The sequence below is a fragment of the Pseudoalteromonas sp. SR43-3 genome (genome assembly GCF_014163875.1).
GTDB classification, from domain to species: Bacteria; Pseudomonadota; Gammaproteobacteria; order Enterobacterales; family Alteromonadaceae; genus Pseudoalteromonas; species Pseudoalteromonas distincta.
The window spans coordinates 12,675-38,874 of the sequence record NZ_JACJEC010000017.1; the positions used below are offsets into that span (position 1 = coordinate 12,675).

The 26,200-nt window shown below is 39.5% G+C and carries 15 protein-coding genes and 2 pseudogenes; 8 read left to right on the plus strand and 9 right to left on the minus strand.

The features are described from left to right. The first annotated feature begins 2 nt into the window (after positions 1-2). The 4 genes from hemB (at position 3) to mdoH (ending at position 7,756) form a co-directional block, all read left to right on the plus strand. The gene (gene hemB / locus H5088_RS15905; protein WP_024597079.1) at positions 3-1,013 is read left to right on the plus strand and encodes a porphobilinogen synthase; all 1,011 of its coding nucleotides are present in this window, start codon (positions 3-5) and stop codon (positions 1,011-1,013) included. A gap of 127 nt (positions 1,014-1,140) precedes the next feature. After that, positions 1,141-3,873 (plus strand): ExeM/NucH family extracellular endonuclease, encoded by a 2,733-nt coding sequence (locus H5088_RS15910; protein WP_182753653.1) that lies wholly within the window; start codon positions 1,141-1,143, stop codon positions 3,871-3,873. 330 nt (positions 3,874-4,203) lie between these two features. After that, positions 4,204-5,823 (plus strand): glucan biosynthesis protein, encoded by a 1,620-nt coding sequence (locus H5088_RS15915; RefSeq protein ID WP_182693856.1) that lies wholly within the window; start codon positions 4,204-4,206, stop codon positions 5,821-5,823. Continuing rightward, positions 5,795-7,756, plus strand: a complete 1,962-nt coding sequence (mdoH, locus tag H5088_RS15920; RefSeq protein ID WP_024597082.1) for a glucans biosynthesis glucosyltransferase MdoH — start codon at positions 5,795-5,797, stop codon at positions 7,754-7,756. The genes H5088_RS15915 and mdoH overlap by 29 nt, the downstream gene beginning before the upstream one ends. A gap of 64 nt (positions 7,757-7,820) precedes the next feature. Here mdoH and H5088_RS15925 read toward each other — a convergent pair whose 3' ends face one another. The 3 genes and pseudogenes from H5088_RS15925 to H5088_RS15935 all read right to left on the minus strand — a co-directional run. Next, positions 7,821-8,252, minus strand: coding sequence for a hypothetical protein (locus H5088_RS15925; RefSeq protein ID WP_182753699.1), 432 nt, complete (start codon positions 8,250-8,252; stop codon positions 7,821-7,823). A 356-nt stretch (positions 8,253-8,608) separates the two neighbouring features. Beyond that, positions 8,609-10,693, minus strand: coding sequence for an elongation factor G (gene fusA / locus H5088_RS15930; RefSeq protein WP_182753655.1), 2,085 nt, complete (start codon positions 10,691-10,693; stop codon positions 8,609-8,611). A gap of 206 nt (positions 10,694-10,899) precedes the next feature. After that, positions 10,900-11,103: pseudogene (locus H5088_RS15935) on the minus strand (two-component system response regulator); the annotation flags it as partial. A gap of 239 nt (positions 11,104-11,342) precedes the next feature. Between H5088_RS15935 and H5088_RS15940 the strand changes: the two are divergent. Together H5088_RS15940 and H5088_RS20360 are read left to right on the plus strand one after the other, a co-directional pair. Then, on the plus strand, positions 11,343-13,850 hold the full coding sequence (locus H5088_RS15940) for a DUF3857 domain-containing transglutaminase family protein (RefSeq protein WP_259398126.1): 2,508 nt from the start codon (positions 11,343-11,345) through the stop codon (positions 13,848-13,850). Between the two features lie 48 nt (positions 13,851-13,898). Further along, positions 13,899-14,321 carry a hypothetical protein gene (locus H5088_RS20360; protein WP_259398127.1) on the plus strand — a complete coding sequence of 141 codons (423 nt, stop codon included), beginning with the start codon at positions 13,899-13,901 and terminating at the stop codon, positions 14,319-14,321. A gap of 287 nt (positions 14,322-14,608) precedes the next feature. Here H5088_RS20360 and H5088_RS15945 read toward each other — a convergent pair whose 3' ends face one another. From H5088_RS15945 to H5088_RS15965, 5 genes and pseudogenes are all read right to left on the minus strand, one after another. Next, positions 14,609-15,265, minus strand: coding sequence for a 3-oxoacid CoA-transferase subunit B (locus H5088_RS15945; protein WP_182753660.1), 657 nt, complete (start codon positions 15,263-15,265; stop codon positions 14,609-14,611). 11 nt (positions 15,266-15,276) lie between these two features. Continuing rightward, positions 15,277-15,983 (minus strand): annotated as a pseudogene (locus tag H5088_RS15950) (CoA transferase subunit A). 9 nt (positions 15,984-15,992) lie between these two features. Further along, a complete protein-coding gene (locus tag H5088_RS15955) occupies positions 15,993-16,754 on the minus strand; it encodes a 3-hydroxybutyrate dehydrogenase (RefSeq protein ID WP_024595645.1) in 762 nt (253 codons plus the stop codon). A 9-nt stretch (positions 16,755-16,763) separates the two neighbouring features. Further along, positions 16,764-17,936: a homoserine O-acetyltransferase gene (locus H5088_RS15960; protein WP_182753662.1), complete on the minus strand. Its 1,173-nt coding sequence runs from the start codon at positions 17,934-17,936 to the stop codon at positions 16,764-16,766. 8 nt (positions 17,937-17,944) lie between these two features. Continuing rightward, the gene (locus tag H5088_RS15965) at positions 17,945-19,246 is read right to left on the minus strand and encodes a GntP family permease (protein ID WP_182753664.1); all 1,302 of its coding nucleotides are present in this window, start codon (positions 19,244-19,246) and stop codon (positions 17,945-17,947) included. Positions 19,247-19,534: 288 nt separating this feature from the next. On the opposite strand from H5088_RS15965, the gene H5088_RS15970 reads away from it, so the two are divergent. Further along, on the plus strand, positions 19,535-21,823 hold the full coding sequence (locus tag H5088_RS15970) for a TonB-dependent receptor (RefSeq protein ID WP_182753666.1): 2,289 nt from the start codon (positions 19,535-19,537) through the stop codon (positions 21,821-21,823). Between the two features lie 100 nt (positions 21,824-21,923). Next, complete coding sequence (locus H5088_RS15975; RefSeq protein ID WP_024595144.1) at positions 21,924-22,577, plus strand: response regulator transcription factor; 654 nt, start codon at positions 21,924-21,926, stop codon at positions 22,575-22,577. Between the two features lie 22 nt (positions 22,578-22,599). On the opposite strand, the gene H5088_RS15980 is transcribed toward H5088_RS15975, so the two are convergent. Continuing rightward, positions 22,600-26,052 carry a PAS-domain containing protein gene (locus tag H5088_RS15980; protein WP_182753668.1) on the minus strand — a complete coding sequence of 1,151 codons (3,453 nt, stop codon included), beginning with the start codon at positions 26,050-26,052 and terminating at the stop codon, positions 22,600-22,602. Positions 26,053-26,200: the final 148 nt, after the last annotated feature.

Below are 26,200 nucleotides of genomic sequence, written 5' to 3' on the forward strand. Positions count from 1 at the left end.
ACATGGCCCAATCAGGATTAGACCTTTTCCCATATACTCGGATGCGCAGAATGCGCCGCAGCGACTTTTCTCGCCGCTTAATGGCTGAAAACCAGCTTAGCGTAAATGATTTAATTTACCCTGTATTTGTACTTGATGGTAAAAATCGCCGCGAGGTAATTGAATCAATGCCTGGTATTGAGCGCCTATCAATTGATTTACTGCTTGTTGAAGCAAAAGAACTCGTTGAACTTGGCGTACCTGCCGTTGCTATTTTTCCAGTAACGCCTGCGGATAAAAAATCATTATTTGCCGAAGAAGCATATAACGATGATGGCTTAGCACAACGCACCGTAAGAGCGTTAAAAGAAGCTTTTCCTGAGCTGGGTGTGATTACTGATGTAGCACTTGACCCTTTCACTACGCATGGCCAAGACGGTATTATTGATGATTCAGGTTATGTTATTAATGATGTCACTACTGAAATTTTAGTTAAACAAGCACTTTCCCATGCAGAAGCTGGTGCTGATGTTGTTGCCCCTTCTGATATGATGGATGGTCGTATTGGCGCTATTCGCGAAGCACTTGAAGCTGATGGGTTTATTCATACTCGAATTATGGCCTACTCAGCTAAATACGCATCTAGCTACTATGGCCCATTTAGAGATGCTGTAGGCTCTGCTGGTAACTTAAAAGGTGCTGATAAAAAAACTTACCAAATGGATCCAGCAAACTCTGATGAAGCAATACGTGAAGTCGCATTAGACTTACAAGAAGGCGCTGATATGGTTATGGTAAAGCCCGGTATGCCTTATTTAGATATTGTACGGCGTGTTAAAGACGAATTTGGTGTACCTACTTTCGCATATCAGGTAAGTGGCGAGTATGCAATGCACAAAGCAGCAATTGATAACGGTTGGTTAAGTGAAGAGGCTACAATAATGGAATCTTTACTTGCATTTAAGCGTGCAGGAGCCGATGGAATATTAACCTACTTTGCTAAGCAAGCCGCAAAATATCTAGCTAAAAAGTAATTTTTTATTAAAAGGCGGTTAAACCGCCTTTTGTTTACATTCATTTACATTTTTGTATTATTTTCGTCATATTTATTCTCTAAACTGGTGTCCCATTTTGGGATTAATACACGGGAATAATAAAAAAATGTTTAAAACAAAAATAACACCACTCGCACTTGTTATAGCAAGTCTCAGTGCACCAGCATCCGCTGATCTAATCATTTCAGAATATATAGAGGGAAGCAGTAATAATAAAGCAATCGAGCTTTATAATAATGCTGATACGGAGCTTTCTCTTGAAGGTTATACTTTAGGACTCTATTCAAACGGTAGCAGTTCGATTGGCAACTCGATTGATTTAACCGGAACATTGGCCGCCAATACCACCTACATTATTTCAAACCCCAGTGCAGCAGCTGCAATACTTGATATTGCAGATGAAACCAGCACAGTAACCTACTATAACGGTGATGATGCCCTTGTTTTAACTAAAGACGGTGTAATTGTTGATAGTTTTGGTCAAGTTGGTGTTGATCCGGGTTCAGAGTGGTCTGAAGGGGGTGTAACTACGGTTAACAAAACGCTGCGAAGAAAAGATAGCATTACCACAGGCCGAACTGACTCGACAGCCATTTTTGATCCTAGCGAAGAATGGGAACAGTTTGATATTGACACCTTTGATGGATTAGGTTCACACACAGGAAACGGCGGTACCGCTCCTGTGCCAGACCCTGAGCCAGAACCACTTGAACCACTAGTTTGTGGTGCAGAAAAAACACTAATAAATGCTATTCAAGGTGACGGCTCTGCTAGCCCACTTGTAGGTACATTAGTAGAACTTGAAGGTGTTGTAAGCGCCGATTTTCAAGGTGATGAACAATTAAAAGGCTTTTTTGTTAGCTCACTGGCTGCTGATATAGATGCAAATCCACTTACCTCTGAAGGTGTATTTGTATATTTTGCAGATACTGACGTGAATGTAGGCGACCATGTACGTATACAAGGTACTGTTGAAGAGTATTTTGATGCAACACAAATTGGCAGTGTTAGCCAAGTTGCAGTGTGTGGAACTGGTTTAGCTGCAGCAGCTACAAAAATCACTTTACCTTTAGCTAATACAACTGATTTAGAAGCTTTTGAAGGTATGTTAGTCACATTAGAGCAACCATTAGTAGTGACTAATAACTTTGGTCTTGGTCGATATGGTGAAGTTGAATTAGCAACAGAGCGCTTGTACCAAGGTACCCAGGTTGCGTTACCTGGCGATGCTGCTAATGCAGTTGAAACTGAAAATCTACTTAAAAAGATTTTAATAGATGATGGCTCTACAGTACAAAACTTAGACCCTACAGCTTATCCAACTCCAGGCTTATCGGCAGAAAATACATTACGAACTGGCGATACTGTTAATACTGTTACAGGGGCACTTGCTTATAGCTTCGGTCTTTACCGAATTCACCCAACTTTAGCGCCTTCGTTTATTGCAACAAATGCACGTGAAGATGCGCCTGAACTTAATGCTGAAGCAGATTTACGTGTAGCTAGCTTTAACGTACTTAATTACTTCAATGGTGATGGCCAAGGCGGAGGGTTCCCTACATCTCGAGGTGCAGATACTGAAGCTGAATTTATTCGTCAAGAAGCTAAAATTGTAAGTGCTATTAGCGCTATTGAGGCCGATGTTGTTGGTTTAATGGAAATTGAGAATGATGGCTTTGGCGAATTTAGTGCAATTGCTAGCTTAGTAGATGCATTAAATGATGCAGATAGTGCTAACAACTATGCATTTGTTGATTTTAACGTAGATCAAATTGGTACCGATGCAATTACTACCGCACTTATCTATCGTGCTAACAAAGTAGAAGAAGTAGGCACTGCAGCCATTACAACTGAGGCTCCATTTGATTTTAGTAACCGTGCTCCAATTGCACAAAGCTTTAAATCAATAGAAACTGATGAAGTATTTACTGTTGCTGTGTCACATCTTAAATCTAAAAGTTGTGGTAGTGCTTCTGGAAATAATGCAGATTTAGGTGATGGCCAAGGCTGTTGGAATGAAATACGCACGCAAGGTGCTAATGCATTCGCAGATTGGCTTGATAGCAAACCAACCGGTGTTGATGACGAAGATACTATTTTAGTCGGCGATATGAATGCTTACGCAATGGAAGATCCAATACGTGCATTTGCTGATAAAGGCTACAAAAATGTAGTTGCTGAAATTGATGGTGATACACTTGGTTATTCTTATAGCTTTTCTGGTCGTGCAGGAAGTTTAGACCATGCAGTAGCTACACAATCATTACTTAGCAAAGTTGTCGCTGCAACAGATTGGCATATCAACGCAGATGAACCTATTTCACTTGATTACAATGTAGAGTTTAAAAGCGAAGGTCAACAATCTAGCTTGTACTCTGAAAGTGCATACCGCGCATCAGACCATGACCCTGTGATTATTGACATTAAATCTGAAATTACTTTAACGCCTGAAGAGCAAACACCTGTAATTGCAGCCGATCAAGTTTTTGCAATCGATGAAAACAGCGCAATTGGCACAATTATCGGCACGCTCGATTTTAGTGATCCAAATGCCGATGAATCACCTGTTGTTAAATTTATTACATCTGATAATGACAGCGTTTCTATTAACAATGAGGGGCAGTTAATTGTTGCTGGAGAGATTGATTACGAATTCGAAAATCGTATTACTTTAACAGTACAAGCTCAAGATAGTGCTGGTAACTTATCAAACATTGAAAAAGTAGCCGTTAAGGTAAATAACTTACGCTCAGATGATGATAATGATGCAGGTTCATTATTATGGTTATCACTTCTTTTAGCACCACTATCAATAGTGCGTCGATTTAAAAAGAAATAATTAAGTAAAATCTAAACATATAAAAAGCCGCTTTTGCGGCTTTTTTATTTTATACAAATGTAATTCAGACAAGCTTCATTAAACTCCCCGTAATATGTTCATACGATTAGTGAGTCTTCTAGTAATTAATCAGTAACAACTACATAAGATTGAGTGAATTTTACACAACAAAAACCTCAATGAGTTACGTATATTGGTTTTCCTATTGAAAAATATGAACTTTTATAAGGGTTCACATTTTGCTTTAAGTAAATTAGAAGATACTTACAAAACAAAATCAATATTTACCCTAAACGTAAAAATAAGTCGTGTTTTTATAAAGGAATGAGAATGAAACAACTAACCCAAAACTTGCCTAAATGGCAAAAAAAGTCAGCACCACTACTGGGTCTACTTATTATTTTTTCGACTTGGGGCAATAGCAACCAAGCGATTGCTGCAACTGTTGATGTAGCAATTCCACAAAGTAGCTTATTTGATGTAATTAGCGCTCGCGCTAAAAAGCTAGCAAGCGAAGAATATGTGGCACCTAAAAACATCGAGCTTGAAGCACTAAATAATATTGATTATCAAGACTACCGTTCAATTCGATTTAAAAAAGACAAAGCGGTGTGGAAAGATGAAGGCCTGTACGAGCTGCAATTATTCCACCCTGGTTTTTTATATAAAACACCTGTAACAATAAATACTGTTGATAGCGACTCTAAACGTAGCCGCTTACCTTTCAGCACCGACTTTTACCAATACGATGGCACTGCTGCACCACTACAAGAAGAAATAGCTAAAAGTGTGGCGGGCACTCAACTAGGCCATGCTGGATTTCGCTTACATTACCCATTAAATACTAACGAGTATAAAGACGAAGTAATGGTATTTCAGGGAGCATCGTATTTTAGAGTCGTTGGCCCTCAACAAGTTTATGGCTTATCAGCAAGAGGCCTTGCCATTGATACTGCTGAGAATTCGGGTGAAGAATTTCCAATGTTCAAAGAGTTTTGGTTAGTTAAACCAAAGGCAGAGCAAACACAAATCACCATTTTTGCATTGTTGGATAGTCCATCTATTTCTGGTGCGTACAAATTTAGCGTCGACCCTACAACGAATATGCTAGTTGATGTTGATATGCAGATTTTTGCGCGTAAAGATATTAAAAAACTAGGTGTAGCACCATTAACGAGTATGTTTTATCACGGCGAAAACAGCACCAAATTTTTTGATGACTATCGCCCTGAAGTTCATGACTCGGATGGCCTATTAACTCAATCTGCTGATGACAAGTGGGTATGGCGCCCTCTTAACAACCCATCACAACTCAGCGTTACTTCATTTTCGTACAATAACCCAAAAGGTTTTGGGTTAGCTCAACGAGACCGAGACTTTAATAACTATCTAGACACAGAAGCACATTACCACGACCGCCCTAGCCTATGGATTGAACCACAAGGTGAGTGGGGAAATGGTCGTGTAGAGCTTGTAGAAATACCGACTGATACAGAAACTAACGACAATATCGTAAGTTACTGGGTACCAGAAAAACCAATGAAGGCCGGAGATTCATTAAAATTAAGCTACAAAATGACCACCTTTAATTCAGTTTTAACTCAGCACGAGAAAGCACGTGTACTACGTACAAGAATTGGTAGCGCCGCTTTACCTGGTGAGGACAACCCACCACCAAAAAGCCACCGCCAATTTACTGTTGATTTTACTGGATCAGAAATAAATCAACTGTCTAAACAGTTAAAACTAGATGCCGACATTCAACTTACAACAGGCGAAGTAACCGACGTGAATGTACAAAAACTTCCGGATTCACGTGGATGGCGTGTAGCCTTTAAAATTGCACCACAGGACGATCAACCCGTTGATATGCGTTTATCGTTAAAACTACGTGACAAAGAAATTAGCGAGGTATGGAGCTATGTTTGGTACCCAAATGACATCAAGTAATAAAGGTAGGGGCACTCCAATGCCATTCAAAACACTAAGAGTATGGCTATTTGCCATTGCGGCACTTGGCACATCTGGCTACGGCATATCTATTATGTTTGAGATTTTAAGCTCAAACGGTATGACATTACTTGAGTATGCCCTTTTAGTATTATTCTCAATCACATTTGCTTGGATTGTAACGGCTTTTTGTAGTGGCACAATCGGCTTTGTACTACAGTTATTTCGAATTGACCCGCTTACGTTAAAACGTATTAAACCAATTGAGTTCAATAACGAGGCAATTAACGCTCAGAAAACCGCCGTTGTAATGCCTATTTATAACGAAGATACCCACCGTGTTATCGCGGGCTTTGAAGTAAGTCTACAATCGTTAAAAGAAACTGGTCAGCTTGATAATTTTGATTTTTATTTATTAAGCGATACACAAGACCCTCAAATAGTTAAAAACGAGCTAAGTGCATGGCATGCATTGTGCGAACGTTTAGGGGATACAGCAAAGCATGTTTTTTATCGTCGTCGCGAAGATAACAAACACCGCAAAGTAGGTAACCTAACCGACTTTTGTGAGCGCTGGGGAAGTAATTACGACCATATGATTGTGCTTGATGCAGATAGCGTAATGACCGGTAAATGTATGTTAGAACTTACTACAAGCATGCTAAACAACCCACAAGCAGGCCTGATCCAAACGATTCCGATACCTGTTCGTCAAGATACCTTTTTTGGTCGTTTTTTACAGTTTGCATCAGTGCTATATAGCCCAATGCTCGCTACTGGCTCAGCATTTTGGCAAACAGATAAAGCCAACTACTGGGGTCATAATGCAATCATTAGAGTTGAAGCATTTATAACATGCTGTGGCTTGCCAACACTCAAAGGTAACGCACCCTTTGGCGGTGAGATTTTAAGTCATGACTTTGTAGAAGCATCACTACTTCATAGTGCAGGTTGGGATGTACTATTACTATCAGATATTGAAGGCAGCTACGAAGAAGTACCAAGTAATATTCTCGATTATGCTGTACGCGATAGACGCTGGGTACAGGGTAATATTCAGCACTTAGGTTTACTATCGTCATCTAAATTAAAATTAATGAGTAAGCTGCACTTTCTATTAGGTGCAACCGCTTATATTTCATCACTAATTTGGCTCTCAATGCTAGCGCTAAGTACTATTGATGCAGTAACGCGCGCATTAAATAGTGATGTGTACTTTAACCGTGTTTATCAATTATTTCCTACATGGCAAATAGCTAAAACCGATCTTATTGATTCACTCTTGTATTTAACTATTGTTATTTTATTAATGCCTAAATTAATGGGCGTAATAGTCACCCTAATACATAGAAACAAACGCTTTGGTGGTTCAATTAAGTTAATCCTAGGTTCAATTATTGAAACTGTATTTGCTATTATTGTTGCACCATTAATGATGGTATTTCATGCTTACTTTGTACTTTGCGTATTTTTAGGTAAAAAAGTGAAGTGGGATGCACAACCGCGCGAAGGTCGTATGGTTCCGTGGAAAGAAGCGTTTGGTTATACGTTATTCTCTACTATTGTGGCTATAGCATGGGGCAGCACAGCCTACTACTTCACACCTGTCTTCTTTTGGTGGCTATCACCTATATTATTAGGTTTAGTATTAGGTGCTCCAATTATCCGTTATACCAGTAGTATCAAACTCGGCGTACAGCTAAGAAAGTTAGGTATATTTATTTGCCCTAGTGAAGTTGATAACGACTCAACTCTAGAGGCGCTTAAAGTACATCTAAAAGAGATTTCCGTGCCAGAGGAAGGAACTTACCCACAAACAATTCCGGCACTGCCACAAGAGCATATGGTATCAATGCCTATACAATCTTTTAAAAAGCCACGCAGGCTAAAGATGAAAGCGCTAAAAGCTAAGGCTATAAAAAAGTTTAATTAGCGCGTTATAAAATAAAAACAAAAAAGGAGCAATTAATTGCTCCTTTTTTATCTAAATTAAAAAATCATGCGCTGCATTTGCCGCCAATATTTTCTACTTTTTTAGCTAACTTATTACAGTACATTTTAGAAATAGCTGATTGCGTTTCATCATCAAGTTGCCAGTTATAAAAATGAAAAGTTTTACCATTCTCCAGCTCTACTTTAAAAATGGTGAAAAGAAAAAACGCGCTAAATGATACAAAAGTAATTTCTTCACTATTGATATAACGCTCTGTGCATAGACGTGTATAACAAATTCCTGCTCTGTAACAATGTAAAAAACGAAGATGGAGAATATTGAAAGCAATAATAATCAATAGAACTGGTGATGCAGTGAAAAAAACAACTTCTAGGTTCTCAGAAAATATAATATGAATTAAAAATATTAGGCTGAATGCGAAAACGCATTTTGTAAATTGTAGCCACCAGTTTGGTGCCAATTTAATAGATTTCATTATAGTTACGTCTTATATAAAATTACTATGTAAACGTCTCTGCTTCGGAGACTTCCTTATCTGACTTTAGAGCTCTAGTCTAAAAGTGCTGATATTCTACATTACGTATCGTAAAGCATCAATATAAGCTACCAAAATTCAACAAGTTACACTCTACTCACAATAAACCTTATATAAAGCAATCGATTAAATAATTAATGTAAATAAATTACTCTCTAGTACCTTTTTATTAATTAGTTATATAGGACTAATTAATAATAAAAAGTAGTTATAAATAACTAAAAAAATAAAACCAAATTATAGGTAATAAAAAACCCGCAACATGTGCGGGTTTTTTTAAAGAGTTAAAGAGCTAATTACTTAGCAGCTTTTTTCTCTTTTTCTGCTGCGATTACAGTTTCAGCTACGTTTTGTGGACATGGTGCGTAGTGTGAGAACTCCATAGAGAACTGACCACGACCTGATGTCATTGTACGTAATGAACCGATGTAACCGAACATTTCTGATAACGGAACGTCAGCTTTAATACGAACGCCTGTTAAACCAGCTTCTTGGTCTTTCATCATACCACGACGACGGTTAAGGTCACCGATTACATCACCAACGTGATCTTCTGGAGTGAACACGTCAACTTTCATGATTGGCTCAAGAAGTTGTGCGCCCGCTTTAGGGATCGATTGACGGAAAGCGCCTTTAGCAGCGATTTCGAATGCGATTGCTGATGAATCCACTGCGTGGAAGCCACCGTCGAAAAGTTCAACTTCAACGTCAAGCACAGGGAAGCCAGCTAGCACACCTTCGCTCATCATTGACTTAAAGCCTTTCTCAACTGCAGGCCAGAATTCTTTAGGTACGTTACCACCAACAACTGATGATTTAAACGTGAAGCCTGAAGCAACTTCGCCTGGCTTGATACGGTAGTCGATTTTACCGAACTGACCAGAACCACCAGATTGTTTCTTGTGCGTGTAGCTATCTTCAACTTCACGAGTGATAGTTTCACGGTAAGCAACCTGTGGTTGACCTACGATAAGGTCTACACCGTAAGTACGCTTAAGGATATCTACTTTGATATCTAAGTGAAGCTCACCCATACCTTTAAGGATAGTCTCGCCTGAATCTTCATCAGTCTCAACTTGGAAAGATGGATCTTCTGCAACCATTTTACCGATAGCAACACCCATTTTCTCATTACCGCCTTTATCTTTAGGCTGTACAGCAATCGAGATTACTGGAGTTGGGAATACCATTGGCTCAAGTGTTACTGGGTGCTTAGGATCACAAAGTGTGTGACCAGTTTGCACGTTTTTCATACCTACGATTGCAATGATGTCACCAGCTTGTGCGCTAGTTAATTCGTTACGGTCGTCTGCTTGCATCTCAACCATACGGCCAACACGCTCAGTTTTACCAGTAAACGCGTTAAGGATAGTGTCACCCTTGTTAAGTTTACCTGAGTAGATACGTACGAATGTTAATGCACCAAAACGGTCATCCATGATTTTGAATGCTAGCGCTTTGAAAGGTTCGTCAGCGGATACGATTGCGTATTCACCGTTTTCGTTACCTTCTTCATCCATTAGAGGTTGAGGATCAACTTCTGTAGGTGCTGGTAAGTAATCAACAACAGCGTCAAGTACTAACTGCATACCTTTGTTCTTGAACGCAGAACCACAGTATGTAGGGAAGAAAGCAAGGTCACGTGTACCTTTACGGATACAACGCTTGATATCTTCTAAAGAAGGTGTTTCACCTTCCATGTACGCTTCCATTAGGTCGTCGTCTTGCTCTACAGCAGTTTCAACAAGCATTTCATAGTATTCATCAGTTTTTTCTACCATGTCTGCAGGAACGTCAGTGATTTCGTAGTTTTCTGGAAGACCAGTTTCATCCCAGATGTATGCTTTTTTAGTTAAAACATCAACAACACCACAGAATTCATCTTCGATACCGATTGGTAAAGTCATGATTAGTGGAGTAGCACCAAGTACTTTACGTACTTGCTCAGTTACACGGTAAAAATCAGCACCCATACGGTCTAATTTGTTAACGAAGATAATACGTGCAACTTCTGATTCGTTAGCATAACGCCAGTTAGTTTCTGATTGTGGTTCAACACCACCAGAACCACAGAAAACACCAACACCGCCATCAAGTACTTTAAGTGAACGGTAAACTTCAACTGTGAAGTCAACGTGTCCAGGAGTATCGATAACGTTAAAACGGTGATCTTTCCAGAAACAGCTTACAGCCGCAGACTGGATAGTAATACCGCGCTCAGCTTCTTGTTCCATGAAGTCAGTAGTAGATTCACCATCATGAACCTCACCTGTTTTATGGATTTGACCAGTAAGCTTTAGGATACGCTCAGTAGTCGTGGTTTTACCCGCATCAACGTGCGCGAAAATACCAATGTTTCTGTACTTCGATAAATCTGCCATTAATTTTACTCTTAATAAAGTCGATAAATTATTCGGCAGGAGTATAACATCACTTAATGCGAACATCACCATGCAAGCCGCTTAAAATGCAATCAATTCAATATATTTTTTTTATCGTCAGAATCTATTAAATATCAAACATAACAAAAAAAACGCAAGGCATTGAAATTAATAGCGTTTAATACTTAAGTTTCAGATACACCAAGTTACTTCGCTATTTTATAGCAACGTTCAGGACGGCCAATACTGCCATAACTTTGATCCGCTGTTAACTTACCTGATTCAAGCAAATACTCTAAGTAACGGCGTGCTGTAGAGCGACTCACACCGACCAAATCGCCCATTTGCTGAGCATTAAATGCAGTGGTTGCGTGCTCTACAAAAGCATCATGTATTTTGCAAAGTAAAATGTGTGCCGAGCAATAAGACAAACAGCAAAGCCATTTTTAGAGATAATTAAATACCTTTATGCTTTCATTGTATTTATAACCCATGCCTATAAATAATAAGCTAAATTGAGCTGAACTTATTCATTATCATAATTATAAATATGTCGATGGATTCTATTAACATCTCATTGTCAAAAAAGCCTAAATTTGGTACATTATTCCTTCAATAGTATTTATAAAAACAACTATAAGACCCCACAATGAAATGGAACTTCCTTCGACTCAGTGCTTGGCTAATTGCACTTACCTTATTAATTTTCTCTCATAATATTTTTGCGCAGCAATATAAAATAGATAAACCAGCTAATTGGGTTAATACACATATAATTGAGCAACCCAAGAATTCCGATATAACCAAAGTACGTGACGGCACACTTTATTTGTTACTCGATAACCAATCCTATATACCGAGCAGGCAAAAACAGCAACGCTATATACGTTTGGTTATGCAGGCTTTAAATCAAAGTGGTGTTGATTATATAAGCCAGCTTAGTCTTGATTTTGATCCAAGTTACGAGTCGCTAACACTAAATAGCTTAACGATTATCAGAAATAATGAGCGTATTGATAAGCTTGGTAGCGCGAGAATGACGGTTATACAAGGTGAATCTGAATTAGCTGATCGTATTTATAATGGTAGCTTATCACTCAATATTATTATTGATGATATGCGCAGTGGCGACATACTCGATTACAGCTACACAGTGACAGGCAGCAACCCTATATATGCTAATAAGTTTAGTACAAGACGCACGCTGAACTGGTCGGTACCCGTAGTGCAACAAAATATGCGTGTACTTTGGGGTAAACAAACGCCTTTACATATTAATACAATAAACGGCGCAGCTGATATTCAAGAAACGCTTAACAAATATGGTAAAGATTATTCTATAACTCTTTTTGAAGAACCTTTACTGGAGCAAAACTCTCAAACCCCAACGTGGTACGACCCGTATACACAAGTTTACTTTTCTGAGTTTGACGATTGGGGTCAGGTCGTTAACTGGGCATATCCGCTTTATCAATCAGCCATAGAAACCCCAAACAGCATTTTGGATGTTGCTGAAGAAATAAAAGCAAAACACACAAAAACATCAGACAAAATTGCCGCAGCACTGCGCTTTAGCCAAGACGAAGTTCGATATTTAGGGCTTGAAATGGGCACTAACTCGCATCAACCAACGCCAGCTTCAGAAACGCTTTCGCTACGATACGGCGATTGCAAAGATAAAACAGTACTGCTTATCTCGTTATTAAAAGCGATGGATATAGAAGCCTTCCCTGCGCTAGTTGATACAGAGGAAACCAAACGTTTAAAAGAACTTCCACCTTCTGCAAGTGTATTTAATCACGTTATTGTTACGCTTAAACAAAACGGAAAACGCTACTGGCTCGATCCTACGGTTAGCTACCAACGAGGTACTCTCGAATATTTAGCACAGCCTGATTATGGCTATGCCCTAATTATTGATAAAGGTCAAAGCGCTTTAACTTCAATGGCGCAAAAACCTGTACATACAAATGTATCTGTAGAAGATAACTTTTTTATTGCTGAAAAAGTATCTGAGCCATCACGTTTTGAAACCCAGTACACTTATGCTGAATTTGAAGCAATTAACCGAAGAAGCAATATAGCCAGCAGTGGTCTAAATAGCGTTGCTAAATCTTATTTCGAGTATTACCAAGGCTTTTTAAATGGTCTATCAATCAATGAAGCAATGGCAATTAGTGAGCAAGAAAAAACGGGCAAACTAATAACCAAAGAATCGTATTTAATTAGTGAATTTTGGGAAAAAACAGACGAAGGCTACGAAGCTAGTTTTTATGCGAGTGAAATACAAAATAGCGTTTACGAACCAAAGCAGGTAAATCGTACCGACCCACTTTACTTTGACTACCCCAATATAATTAACACCACAATAAAACTACATTTTGCAGAAAAAGATTGGGGATTTGATAGCGATCAACAAGAAATTGACAACGACTACTTCAATCTAAAAACAACTACTGAATTTAATGATAACGTTTTAACACTGAGCTATAACTATTACGCAAAACAAGATCATATTAAAGCGGATCAAATAGATGATTATTTAGCACAGCGTAAAAAGTTAATATCAGCAACCCATTACTCTATTCTAAAATATGCAAAGGCGAGTGAAACGCCTCAAACAACAGCTGATGTGCTAGACAGCCTTGGTTATAGCTGGCTTAAATATGTGTTGGCTGGCTATATTTTAGTACTCATATTCTTTTTTGCCGATTGGCGATTAGAGTCAGCAAAAAAAGTTAAATTTGAAGATAGTCCATTTTATGCTGTATCTGTAAGTAAGTTTATTATTTACAGTATTTTAAGTTTAGGCATATTTGTTAACTACTGGAGTTATCGTAACTTTAAGGCCATTAAAGAGCGCGATAACTCAAGTATTATGCCTATTGCTCGAGGTATATTTGCATTTTTATGGTATTACCCTTTATATCGCGCACTTGCACAGCACAGCCAACAACAGTTAAACAAAAATAGAGTAATGCCTAACTGGACTGCCTTAACACTCTGGCTAATGGTACTTGCCAGCGCCTTTGCTTATCGTATGGACGAATACGCAACCATAGTGATTTGTATAATGCCATTTTTATGGTTGCCTCTAGTTAGTTACATTGAACAAACCGATACAAGTAAAGAAGCCCTACATTACAACTCGTACTGACGAATTAGACAGTATTTAATCTCGCTTGCGTTTGCACCTCTATTATTTTTGGGCGTACTTCAAGAAGTAAATATTTTACCCAATGCTGCAATTATCAAAGGCGATAGTTTATGGCCTTACCAAGTACACTTTTTAAAACGTAATCGCCTCACACCTGAAAACGAAGAAATACTTTATTTTTATAGCGATGCAGTATTTGATTACCGAGAAGACGGTAACGGAATAACCGAGAACTATGTTTTTAGTTACTACAAAAACGATGACGGTAAGCTTGAATCAGATCTTAGTCACTTTAAAGACATAGAAAAAATAGAAACCACATACGGTAAAACCAAACTTGATAACACAAGCATTAAAGTAATAAAAACTGACGGTAGTGATTTCTTGCTCATTGTAGGGCGTCTAAACAAGCAGGATAAAGTACTAGTAGAGCAGATTAATTTACGTATAACAGCAAATAAAGTCCGTTAGTCGATTAAAATACCCAATTAATTACGAATATTTTTAGCCTCTAATTAAAGGCTGTTGATATTTTGAGGCTAAGATTTTACAAGAGACTATTTAATTTTATGTCAAAGCAGTAGCTGTCTTGAGTGGCGATAAAATCATTCCTAGCTTGAATTAATTTTAACTCTGAAAGATCAATGCTTTTATAATAAAAATCCATATCAAATTATTAAATTTTGAATTTATAGTTTTTCAAGTTATGAAAAACCCGCAACAATGCGGGCTTAATTAATAACGACAGTAAGCTATTATTAAAATGTCATTTCGGGTGTATTTTTAGGGATAATTAAACGCCCCTGTGTTTTAGCTTGAATTTCTTCTACGCTCACTCCGGGGGCACGCTCTAATAAATGAAATGCACCATCTTTAATTTCCAGTAAAGCCAAGTCGGTAATTACTTTATTAATACACCCCACACCGGTAAGCGGTAAGCTGCATTCACTGAGTAATTTTGACTCACCATGCTTGTTAGCGTGGGTCATCGTGCAAATAATGTTTTTTGCACCGGCAACTAAATCCATGGCACCGCCCATACCTTTTATCAATTTATTGGGAATCATCCAGCTAGCAATATTACCGTTTTGGTCAACTTCAAAGGCGCCCAATACGGTTAAGTCAACATGACCACCGCGGATCATCGCAAAGCTTTCGGCTGAGTTAAAAATGGCTGCGCCAGTGGCGGCAGTAACAGTTTCTTTACCGGCGTTTATCATATCAGCATCGAGCGCATCGGCAGTAGGATAGTGCCCCATACCCAGCAGGCCATTTTCTGATTGCAGCATTACTGCAATATTATCGGGAACATAGTTAGCTACTAAGGTAGGGATCCCAATGCCTAAATTAACGTAATAGCCATCTTGTAATTCCATCGCGACTCGCTTGGCGATTTGTTCACGTGTTAATGCCATTAACTTGCTCCTTATTGCTTTGCTGCTTGGGTGGTCTCTTTTTCTATGCGTTTTTCAAACACCCCCTTTATAACCCGGTCGATATAAATACCGGGAGTGTGTATTTGGCTTGGCTCTAACTCCCCAGGCTCTACAATTTCTTCTACTTCGAGTACGGTTATTTTACCCGTGGTGGCGGCCATAGGATTAAAGTTCATCGCGGTATGGCGATAAATACAATTACCAAAACGATCCGCTTTCCACGCTTTTACAATGGCAAAGTCACCGGTAATACTGTGCTCTAGTAAGTAATCTCGACCATTAATACTACGTGTCTCTTTGCCCTCAGCCACTGGCGTGCCTACTCCAGTGGCTGTATAAAAAGCAGGAATACCCGCGCCACCAGCGCGCATTTTTTCAGCCAGTGTACCTTGTGGAGTAAGCTCTACATCTAGCTCACCACTGAGTAGTTGCTGTTCAAACAAGGCATTTTCACCCACATACGAGGCCACCATTTTGCGTATTTGTTTATCCTCTAGTAACACGCCTAAACCAAAACCATCTACGCCACAGTTATTAGACACCACAGTTAAATTGCGAATACCTTGACGTTTATTTGGCCAATAAGTCCCTCCGGTATACCGCACAAGCCAAAACCACCGGCAATCACTGTCATGCCATCTTCAAGCCCTGCCATTGCTTCGCTGTAACTACTTACTACCTTATCGAATCCTGCCATTGTTAGCTCCTATTGTGCGGTCCAGCCGCCATCTATAGCTATCGCTTGTGCGGTAATGTTTCGCGCCGCATCAGCCATTAAAAAGGTTACCGTATGGTGTATTTCATCTAAACCAATAAAGGCTTTTTTAGGCATAGGTGCTAGCATAATAGTGTCGATTACTTGTTGCTCAGATAAGCTATGCTCTTTAGCTTGTGCGGCAATTTGCTGCTCTACCAGCGGTGTTTTTACATACGCAGGACACACGATATTAATGGTTATATTGGCATCCCCTGTTTCAAGGGCTATAGCTTTACTAAAGCCAATTAAGCCATGTTTGGCGGCCACATAAGCCGACTTATATTTAGAGGCCACCATGGCATGAATAGAGCCAATATTAATAATTCGGCCAAAATTTTGTTCGCGCATTTTAGGTAATACCGCTTTGGTCATCATTGCAGGTCCAACTAGCATTACTTGCTGCAAAAATTGCCATTTATCAGCCGGAAATTCTTCAAGCTTTGCTACGTGCTGAATGCCGGCATTATTTATAAGCACATCAACAATTTGCGGTAACTGATTAAAAAAAGCGGTAATTGCCTCGCTGTCGGCCACATTTAATGCATAACCTTGGGCTTTTCCGCCATTAGTAACAATACCCTCTGCCGCTTCTTTTGCGTGCGCTGCATTTAGGTCGGTTACTATAATATGATGACCCGCTGCTGCTAATTGCTGTGCTATATATAAGCCAATACCGCTGGCTGCACCGGTTATTAAAATTGTTTTGCTCATGCAGGCCTCCTAGTTGGCTAAAAACTCACTAATTTGCTGCGCTTTAGGCGCAATCGAAAACAGCCCATCTAAATGGCCCCAACCACCCGCAATTTCAGAAATAGTGACCTCTTTACCTAGTTCATCCATTATTGAGTCCATATTGCGGACATTTTCGGGGCGTAGCAATAAATCGTTAGTGGCAGGTAGCAATAAGGTTTTTGCCTGCACCTTTTTTAGGGCATCAGTTAAATTGGCTGATCTACCTGCGGTAAATAACTGCGATGCTCGCACTAAGTACAAAATATGGTTTGCATCTTGTAGCTTAGCTTTTGCTAATGCTCTAGCCTCTAAAACCTGGTTTACTTTTGGTAAGGTGCGAATATCTTGAAGTGCGCCGTCATCTAGCACCTCAAAATTAGGGAAACTGGCGTTATAAATAAGCGGATGCATAGCATCTTGGGTAATGTTTAGTAGCGTAGCGGTAAGCCCTGCAAGTGGGCGTTCTTTGTTATAGTAATTACCTTGCTGCCAGTTTTTATCTAAACGAATTGGCATGGCCCATTTTTCTAGTGCCGACACAGTCCATGCATCCATGGTTGCCGCACCAATTACGTGTACTAAGCGCTCTACTTGCTCTGGGTAACGTACTGCCCACTCCAGTGCCTGAAACGATCCCATTGAGGCACCTATTACGGCATGCAGTTTGTTAATACCTAAACTATCGAGTAAGCGTTTTTGCACTTCAACAAAATCAGTAATTGTCACTACCGGAAAGTCTAACCCGTAAGGTTTATTTGTTTTAGGATTTATAGAAGCTGGCCCCGTGGTAATTACATTAGGATCATGCCAGTTTGCATTGACCAAAGTGTCTGAGCTAATTACAAAATATTTATTAGTGTCGATTGCTTTACCTGGGCCTATTAATGCATCCCAATAACCGGCAAGTGCATCATCAGCTTTGTATTTACCTGCGGCGTGTGACGTGCCCGAAAAATAATGAGTAATTAAAATAACGTTATCTTTATTTTTATTTAATTTACCGTAACTTTCCCAGCCTATGTCTACTTTTGGCAAAGTAGCCCCCGACACAGTTGTAAAATCTTCAGTGGTAAAATGCTGTTTTTTCACTAATATTGTTTCGCTATAAACGGCGTTACTTAACAACAATATAAATAGGGGCAATATAATTTTAATTTTCATGATTCATCCTAAAAGAAAATAAATAAACACAAAGCAAGCACTACACCTACTACAGGCACCACTCCCGTAAGAGCAGCCATAGACCAATAGGCACGTTGATGGGTTTCTTTACAAATTGCACGTATGGTCGTAACTACATAACCATTATGCGGGAGGGTATCGAGCGCACCAGAACTAATCGCAACCACTCTATGTAACTGCTCAGGATTAACACCCATATCTAAATATTGCGGAGCGACAAGTGGCAATGCGATAGCTTGCCCGCCCGATGCAGAACCGGTAAGCCCTGCAATCACACTCACGGCCACTGCCGCACCGACTAATTCATTACCTGGCATGTGAGTCATTGCATCTACCGCTGCTGTAAAAGCAGGCGATACTTTAGCTACAGCGCCAAACCCAACAACCGCAGCAGTATTACCAATAGCCACTAAAGCCCCTGTAGTACCTACATTTATTGCAGCCGACATATTATAAAAGTATTTATAATTAATAATGACAATACTTAAAACACCACCTAATAACGCAACTATTAATGCCGTTTGCTGTAACACATCATGTAAAAAAAACGACAGGAGTAAAACAACAAATAAAGGTATAACGCCTGTTATTGGGTGTGGGCGCTTTCGCTCAAGCAATACAGGGTCATCTTCGCGTGCTTCAAAACATTCGCCTTTTGCAATAGCTTTTTTTATCATTTTATTTAGCCAGTAATAGCCTACTGTCGCCATAAATACAGCTACAACTAAACTTACTTCCCACGCAGCATAAGGTGAGGTTCCAAGGTATTTGACCGGTATCCAGTTTTGTATTTCAGGTGAACCTGCAGAGGTCATTGTAAAAGTAACCGAACCAAATGCCAGGGTCGCTGGTATAAAGCGCCTAGGCAAGTTAGCGTCTTTAAATAAGCTCAGCGCCATGGGATATACCGAAAACGCGACTATAAATACACTAACTCCTCCGTAGGTTAAAACAGCGCACGCAATGACTACCGCTAAAACCGCATGCTTCATCCCTAACTTACCGACAATGTAACTAGCTACACTATCTGCTGCGCCGGTATCTTCCATAAATTTGCCAAATAAAGAGCCCAACAAAAACATAAAAAACCAGGCACTCAGAAAGCCAGCAAATCCATCCATATAAGCCGAAATAAAATTAACAGAGTCCGTTACCGGAAAAATCGCCATATTACTTGTAAGCGCCACAAGCAGTGCACATACCGGTGCGGCAATAAACAAATTAACGCCGCGTAGCGTTAAAATAATCAGCAGTACTAACCCGCCTAATAGTCCTATCATGCTCAGCATAGAGGTTCCTAATTTATTGTTATTACACGATGAGGTGACACGCGAGTAATATTTATAACCTTCATACTTGGTTACCCTGAGTGTTACTGCAATGGCCACATAAATACATAACACTAAGGTACTATCCATTATTAAAAATAATATAAGCAAATGAATTTAAAGGACTTTAAAATAACAATTTAACGTATAGCACTATGGTACTAATTCTATTTGAGGTGCAATCTTCTACAGTGAACTTAGGTGACGCGAGTTAAGCATTTTTGTGATAACAATAAATAGGAACACACTATGAATCAGCTCAAACACAAACCAACCTTACTCACTATTGCAGTAGCACTGGCTATAACAAGCAGCTTTAATAGTGTTGCAGCAGAGAAAGCTACAGCAAAAAAAGGTGAGCTAGAACGTATAGAAGTAACCGCTCGAAAAACAGTTGAAAACTTACAAGAAGTCCCTGTAGCAGTAACCTCAATAGGTGCGCAAGAACTTGCCGAAAATGGAATTAGCGTGATGACAGAAGTCCAGCAATTCTCACCTAATACGACTTTGCAAGCTAGCCGCGGTACAAACTCTACAATCACTGCTTTTATTCGTGGTGTAGGCCAACAAGACCCTCTTTGGGGATACGAACCAGGCGTAGGCATTTATATTGATGATGTTTACTTAGCTCGCCCGCAAGGTGCTGTGCTTGATTTGCTCGACGTACAACAAATTGAGGTTTTACGGGGTCCACAAGGCACGCTTTATGGTAAAAATACCATAGGTGGCGCTATAAAATACGTGACCAAGGAAATGAGCGGTGATGCAACACTTAACCTCCAAGGTACGTTCGGTAGCTACAACCAAAAAGATTTAAAAGTGACAGGTCAACTGCCAATTATTGATGAAAAACTTTATGTCGGCTTTGGCTTTGCTACTCTAAACCGAGATGGGTTTGGTGAGTTTTTAACATCTGCACTCGATAATCAAGACCGTGAAAACTACAATAAAGATGTTACGGCGGCACGAGTGACACTTGAATACACGCCTACCGACGATCTATTTTTTAAACTCACATGGGATAAAACTAAAGACGATTCAAACTCAAAAGGGGGTTACCGACTATTACCAAGCTTATTAACTGATGCGCCAGTGCCTGATAGCAAGTACGATTCATACACCAGCCTTCCAACAAAAAATAACGTAGAACTTGAAGGCTACAGCTTCACTGCTCGCTGGGATGTAAGTAATAGCACCAGTATCAAGTATGTTGGATCTAATCGCGACAGTTATTCCCCTACTAATATTGATTTTGATAACACCTCAATTCGTATCTTTGATGTGCCTGCTATTTATGATGATGAACAAACCACACATGAACTCCAGGTAAACCACCAAGGTGATAATTACAAACTAGTATCAGGTTTATATTATTACGATGGTGAGTCTTGCGGCCAATTTGAAGCTATATTAGAAGAACTAGGTAAAAGTTTAGGTGCTGCTGGGCTTACCCGAGAAGTTAGTGGTTGTAGTAACTCAACAAGCAAAGCTGCTTACATGCAAGGCACCTATGACTTTGACGAGCAATGGTCAATGACCCTAGGCGCTCGCTATACCCGTGATAGTAAAGAAGCAACTGTTAACAATGGTTTGGTGTTTGCTACGGTTTATCCAGAGTCTGGTTGGATACCAGAGTATGTTCGACCTGAAGGGCAGCTTGTCCCTACTGTACTTGATGATAATGAAGACTGGACGCGCTTTACTCCTCGTGCAGGTGTTGAATACCAGTACAACCCCGACATTCTATTTTTTGCAAGCTATGCCCAAGGTTTTAAATCAGGCACGTTTAACCCGCGTGCTACCGTAGCAGAGCCCGCAGCAAAGCCTGAAATTGTAGACTCGTTTGAAATAGGAATGAAAAGCGAATGGAACGACAATCTTCGTGCAAACATTACGCTATTTACTTTAGATCATAAAGACCGTCAGTATATTTCCGTACTACCGGGCGATGATGCATCTGATTTAAATCAACGACTAGGTAATATTGGCGAGTCAACATCAGACGGTATTGAAGTAGAACTTACCTACATTGCTACTGAATCACTCACTTTTGACGTCTCTTTAGGTTATATAGACAGCACCTTCGATAATGTTATTGATACCAACCCCGAGACCGGTGAAACATTTGATAAATCAGACCGCTTTACTGTATCGAACACTCCCGACTTAACCTTCAATTTTGGTGCAACATATCGTTTATATACTGATATGGGAGACTTTGTATTTAATAGTAATTACTACCATAGAGGTGAGTATGCGTTATTTGAAGAAGACAGCCTACTAACCCAAGACAGTTACGGCTTACTCAATGCCGGCATTACTTGGTACAGCACTGACGGACACTGGAATGCAGGCTTATATGCTAAAAATTTAACGGACGAAGAGTATATGATAGGTGGTTATCAATTTGTCGCGCCCGATCCCTCAGACCCACAAAATGTGAGTAAGTACACCCCTGGACTTGGTGGCGATAATACCTTAATTGGCTATTATGGCGATCCGCGTACCGTGTCACTTACTGTTGGCTATCGATTTTAAATAATAGTAATTAGGTTTACACGACACCTTCCTCTTGTCGTGTAAACCTTGTTTCATTTTTAAAAATCACTTATAAGTAAAGTACTTGGAGTAACTTTGGATGAGCGCAGTGAATACTATAATTGCCGATGACCACCCCCTATTTCGCAGCGCCCTACGCCAAGCGGCAGCAACCTCAGTTCCTGAAGAATATATTAAAGAAACTAGCGATATAGAGGGCTTGTTCACATTACTAAGCGCGCACCCCGAGATAGAACTCGTATTTTTAGATTTAACTATTCCTGGCGCCAATGGGCTGCAAGCTCTTTCGCAGCTGCGTAATCAATATCCTGACATATTGATTATTATGGTATCAGCCAACGAAACACCCAGTATTATAAAACAAGCCATGACACTTGGTGCGTCAGGTTATATCCCTAAGTCATCATCGCTCGATATAATAAGCCAAGCTATTGCCCATGTACTAAATGGAGATAACTGGCTCCCACCTGATATTGATTTAAACGACGTACAAGTAAATGATGAGCAAAGCGAATTTTCTAGTAATCTTGAAAAGCTAACTCCGCAGCAATATCGTGTTTTGGCAATGATCGCCGAAGGGCTTTTAAACAAACAAATAGCCTTTGAAATGTCAATTCAAGAAACCACTATAAAACAACACGTATCTGCTATTTTACGTAAACTTAATGTATATAACCGTACACAAGCAGGCATTTTATTTGACCAATTATCACAAGTTGGTAAAACCGAATAAGTTGCATGTTAATGTAATCAACTTAAGTAAGGCGCTTAATCATTCGCTTAAGTGCGGGTGCTTTAAGAGGCTTGTAGAGCAATGGATAGCCCGCATCGAGTACCTTTTCTCGAATAACCTCATCATGATTAGCTGTGTTAACAATAATAGGTAAGTGGCAAAGCTTCGCTTCACGAATAACATCAAGGCCTGTTATTCCATCATCTAATTGATAGTCAATAATAAGTAATTGCGGCACTGGTAATTTAGCTTGTAATGCTTGTAGCTGCGCTAAACCTGTTGCGGTGGCTATATCGCATCCCCAGTTTTGTAATAATTGCTTGAGCGCATTGAGTACATTCTCGTCGTTGTCGATTAACCAAATACGTAATTTACCAAGCTCTGTTTCAGGGTTTTTCACTGTATTATTATTCATTTGGGTTGGCACTAAATCAGTGGCGCAAGGTAGGTTAAGTGTAAACTGCGTACCCTTACCAAGCTCTGATCCCATCACTAAACTAATATTTAATAAGTCACAAATACGCTTTGTAATTGCAAGCCCTAAACCTAACCCTTCGGCATTAGGCTTATCGCCAAGTTGCTTAAACTCCTGATAAATTGAATGTTGATCTTTACTAGCAATACCTATTCCGGTGTCTTCTATTAAAATAGCCAACTGATCGCTTTCAACAAGCATTTTGAAGCGAATTTCACCATGTTGTGTATAACGAATAGCATTACTTAATAAGTTACGTAAAACACGCCTTAATAAAGCTTTATCTGTTTTTACCATTACATTTTTTGATTCAACAATAAAACGTAAGCCTTTTTCATTTGCTAAAGCCTCATACTCATTTTGCAAAGGTTCAACCAAGGATTTAATAGCAAACTCACTTAACTCTACTTTAAATGCACCAGCATCGAGCTTAGTTAACTCTAAAATACTCGAAAGCAGCTCTTCTGCACTGCTCAGTGAATTTTTAATATTCAGTGCAAGCTCTGCTAGTTCTGTATCTTGTGTTTTTTCGTTCATGAGTGAACAAAATAAACTGGCCGCATTGAAGGGTTGCAGCAAATCGTGACTGGCCGCTGCAAAAAAACGTGTTTTACTTACCGTTGCCTGCTCAGCAACTTGTTTAGCTTGGGATAGTTGCTCATTAGCTTGTGTTAACGCAGCTGTTCGCGCACTAACCTTTTCCTCTAAGCTAATATTGGCTTGTTTAAGCGCCTTTTGCTGCTTTACAAACTCACTTATATCGGTATACGTTGTTACAAAGCCACCATCAGGTAGTGGATTACCTTGCATTTCAAACACTCGACCATCGCTATGTAAACGTTGAAATTTATAGGCGCTGCCAGTTTTTAAATATGCTAAACGCTTACTTACCTCCGCTTTTAAATTATGGGAACTAAACAATCCTCTCACTGCGTTATACATAATGATCTCAGCTATTGGTCGCCCAATGTAAAGGGCATCATCAGGGTAGCTAAACATCTGTTTGTAGCCTTGGTTCCACGCAACAAGCTTTAATTCGCTATCTACAACACTAATACCTTGCTGAATATTCTCGATGGTTGACTGTAATAAGTCGCGATTAAATTTAAGTACCTGGCTAGCTTCATCAACAAACTCTGCAACTTGTTCAATAGGTTGACGCTGCTCATTTTTAGCCACATCTAAAATTAATTTAGCCGATGCTCCCCCTATCACTGCCGACATTTCTCGTTCAACAATTTGCTCTAAATCAGTATTAGCTGGTTGCTTCCATTTACTTTGATCTGCGGGAAAGTACTGTGTAACAAGTAACTGGCTTGCTTCTTTTTCAGCAAATCGCTGTAGCAAAGCTCCCAGATCTTCATAGTTAAGTGGTTGTAATGTGGTATTTAAACGCGGTTCAGGTAACTGCGAAATAAACTTATTACTTTGTAAACGCTCAGCTAAAGACGCTTGACTAAATAAAGGGACTAAAAAATATACCAAACAATTTGACCCAAGCGATAACAAAGATGCCTGAGTTACACTATCTAAATTTAAACCAAGCAAGTTGGTAGGAGCCAGCCATGCTATTTGCCAAGGCCCTTGACTAAGCCAAAGCCCATCTATACCTAAGCCACTGGCTAAACTCGGTATTAATAGAGTATACCCCCAAATAATAAAGCCGCTTAAAATACCAAGTTGAGCACCTTTACAGGTCGCTTGTCGCCACCAAAGGCCAATAATCATAGCGGGAGCAAATTGTGCAACCAAAGTAAATGACATCAATCCAACATTTGCAAGTGTATTACTCTCACCCAATACACGATGCGTAAAATAGCTAAGCAGTAATATGCACACAATCACTATTTTACGGGCGTGTAATAGATTGTTTTTATCAAGTCCTCGGCTACTTGAGTTGAGCTGCGAGCGCCTTAAAATAAACTGATTTATAAAATCATTGGTGATCATTACAGAAAGCACAATGGACGATACAATTACCATGCTTGTAGCCGCTGAAAAACCGCCTAAAAATGCAAGTAATGTAATGCCGGCGTTGTTGCTCGCCATTGGGAGAGCCAATACAAAAGTGTCGTGCCCTACGTCAGTACCATTAAAGTAAACAAGGCCTGCGTAAGCAATAGGTAAAATAAATAGGTTTATTAGTAATAAATAAATGGGAAATAACCATCGAGCTTTGGCAAGTTCAGTATCGTTATTATTTTCTATAAAACCCATATGAAATTGCCGAGGCAAACACAACGTAGCTAAAACACCTAGTATCGTATGCGCAATATAAACATACACCGGGCTTTTAGTAGCTTGAACTTGTTGAGGTACATTTAATTGCTGCGCTTTTAAAAATAAATCACTGGGACTGTCAAAAATTACAAAGCACACATACAGGCCCACCCCAACAAATGCGAGCAGTTTAACCACCGATTCAAACGCAATGCTGGCAATTAAACCCGGGTTATGCTCGCTCGGTTTTAACCTACGAGCACCAAATAAAATAGCAAATAAAGCAAGCAGCAACGTAATATAAAAGGTGCTATCAGCTAAAACCATATTGTTTTGTGTGGGCGCGCGATTGGTTAATAAATTAATACTTTGTGCGGTAGCACTCAACTGCAGTGAAATATACGGCACAATAGCAATCACAGAAATGAGCGATATCAAACCAGATAAGCTAGAAGATTGACCATAACGGGTTGATATAAAGTCGGCCATTGAGGTTAATTTTTGTTGCCTACAAATATGGGCTATTCTGCCATAGAGCTGCCACCCAAAAATAAATAATAAAATGGTACCTGCATACGTAGGCGCTAACCACCAACCATTACTCGCAGCTTGCGCTGTCGTGCCATAAAAAGCCCAAGAGGTACAATACACCCCCAAAGACAAACCATAAGTTAATCCTTTAAAAGGTAAAACTTTATGCTTATCCGCCCAGCCGGCAACCGCAAATAATATACCGAGATACACCAGCGCAATTAAGCTAATAAACCAAATAGAAAACATATTTTTATTCTTATCGTATTTATTGATTACTTAATCAGCATAAGTGTTTTTACTAAAAATAGCAGCACCCACTTTAGTGCTAAGTTATCGTTTTAAAAGAGAATAAAAAACACACTAACGCAAAATAAGAATTATTTGCATTTAGGTG

Bases quoted from the DNA above. Each gene is read 5' to 3' on its own strand.
- H5088_RS15915 (WP_182693856.1), top strand. From the start codon at position 4,204: ATGAAACAACTAACCCAAAACTTGCCTAAATGGCAAAAAAAGTCAGCA.
- H5088_RS15965 (WP_182753664.1), bottom strand. From the start codon at position 19,246: ATGCTGAGCATGATAGGACTATTAGGCGGGTTAGTACTGCTGATTATT.
- hemB (WP_024597079.1), top strand. From the start codon at position 3: ATGGCCCAATCAGGATTAGACCTTTTCCCATATACTCGGATGCGCAGA.
- H5088_RS15955 (WP_024595645.1), bottom strand. From the start codon at position 16,754: ATGAGCAAAACAATTTTAATAACCGGTGCAGCCAGCGGTATTGGCTTA.
- H5088_RS15945 (WP_182753660.1), bottom strand. From the start codon at position 15,265: ATGGCATTAACACGTGAACAAATCGCCAAGCGAGTCGCGATGGAATTA.
- H5088_RS15910 (WP_182753653.1), top strand. From the start codon at position 1,141: ATGTTTAAAACAAAAATAACACCACTCGCACTTGTTATAGCAAGTCTC.
- mdoH (WP_024597082.1), top strand. From the start codon at position 5,795: ATGTTTGGTACCCAAATGACATCAAGTAATAAAGGTAGGGGCACTCCA.
- H5088_RS15980 (WP_182753668.1), bottom strand. From the start codon at position 26,052: ATGTTTTCTATTTGGTTTATTAGCTTAATTGCGCTGGTGTATCTCGGT.
- H5088_RS15960 (WP_182753662.1), bottom strand. From the start codon at position 17,936: ATGAAAATTAAAATTATATTGCCCCTATTTATATTGTTGTTAAGTAAC.
- H5088_RS15975 (WP_024595144.1), top strand. From the start codon at position 21,924: ATGAGCGCAGTGAATACTATAATTGCCGATGACCACCCCCTATTTCGC.
- H5088_RS15925 (WP_182753699.1), bottom strand. From the start codon at position 8,252: ATGAAATCTATTAAATTGGCACCAAACTGGTGGCTACAATTTACAAAA.
- fusA (WP_182753655.1), bottom strand. From the start codon at position 10,693: ATGGCAGATTTATCGAAGTACAGAAACATTGGTATTTTCGCGCACGTT.
- H5088_RS15970 (WP_182753666.1), top strand. From the start codon at position 19,535: ATGAATCAGCTCAAACACAAACCAACCTTACTCACTATTGCAGTAGCA.
- H5088_RS15940 (WP_259398126.1), top strand. From the start codon at position 11,343: ATGAAATGGAACTTCCTTCGACTCAGTGCTTGGCTAATTGCACTTACC.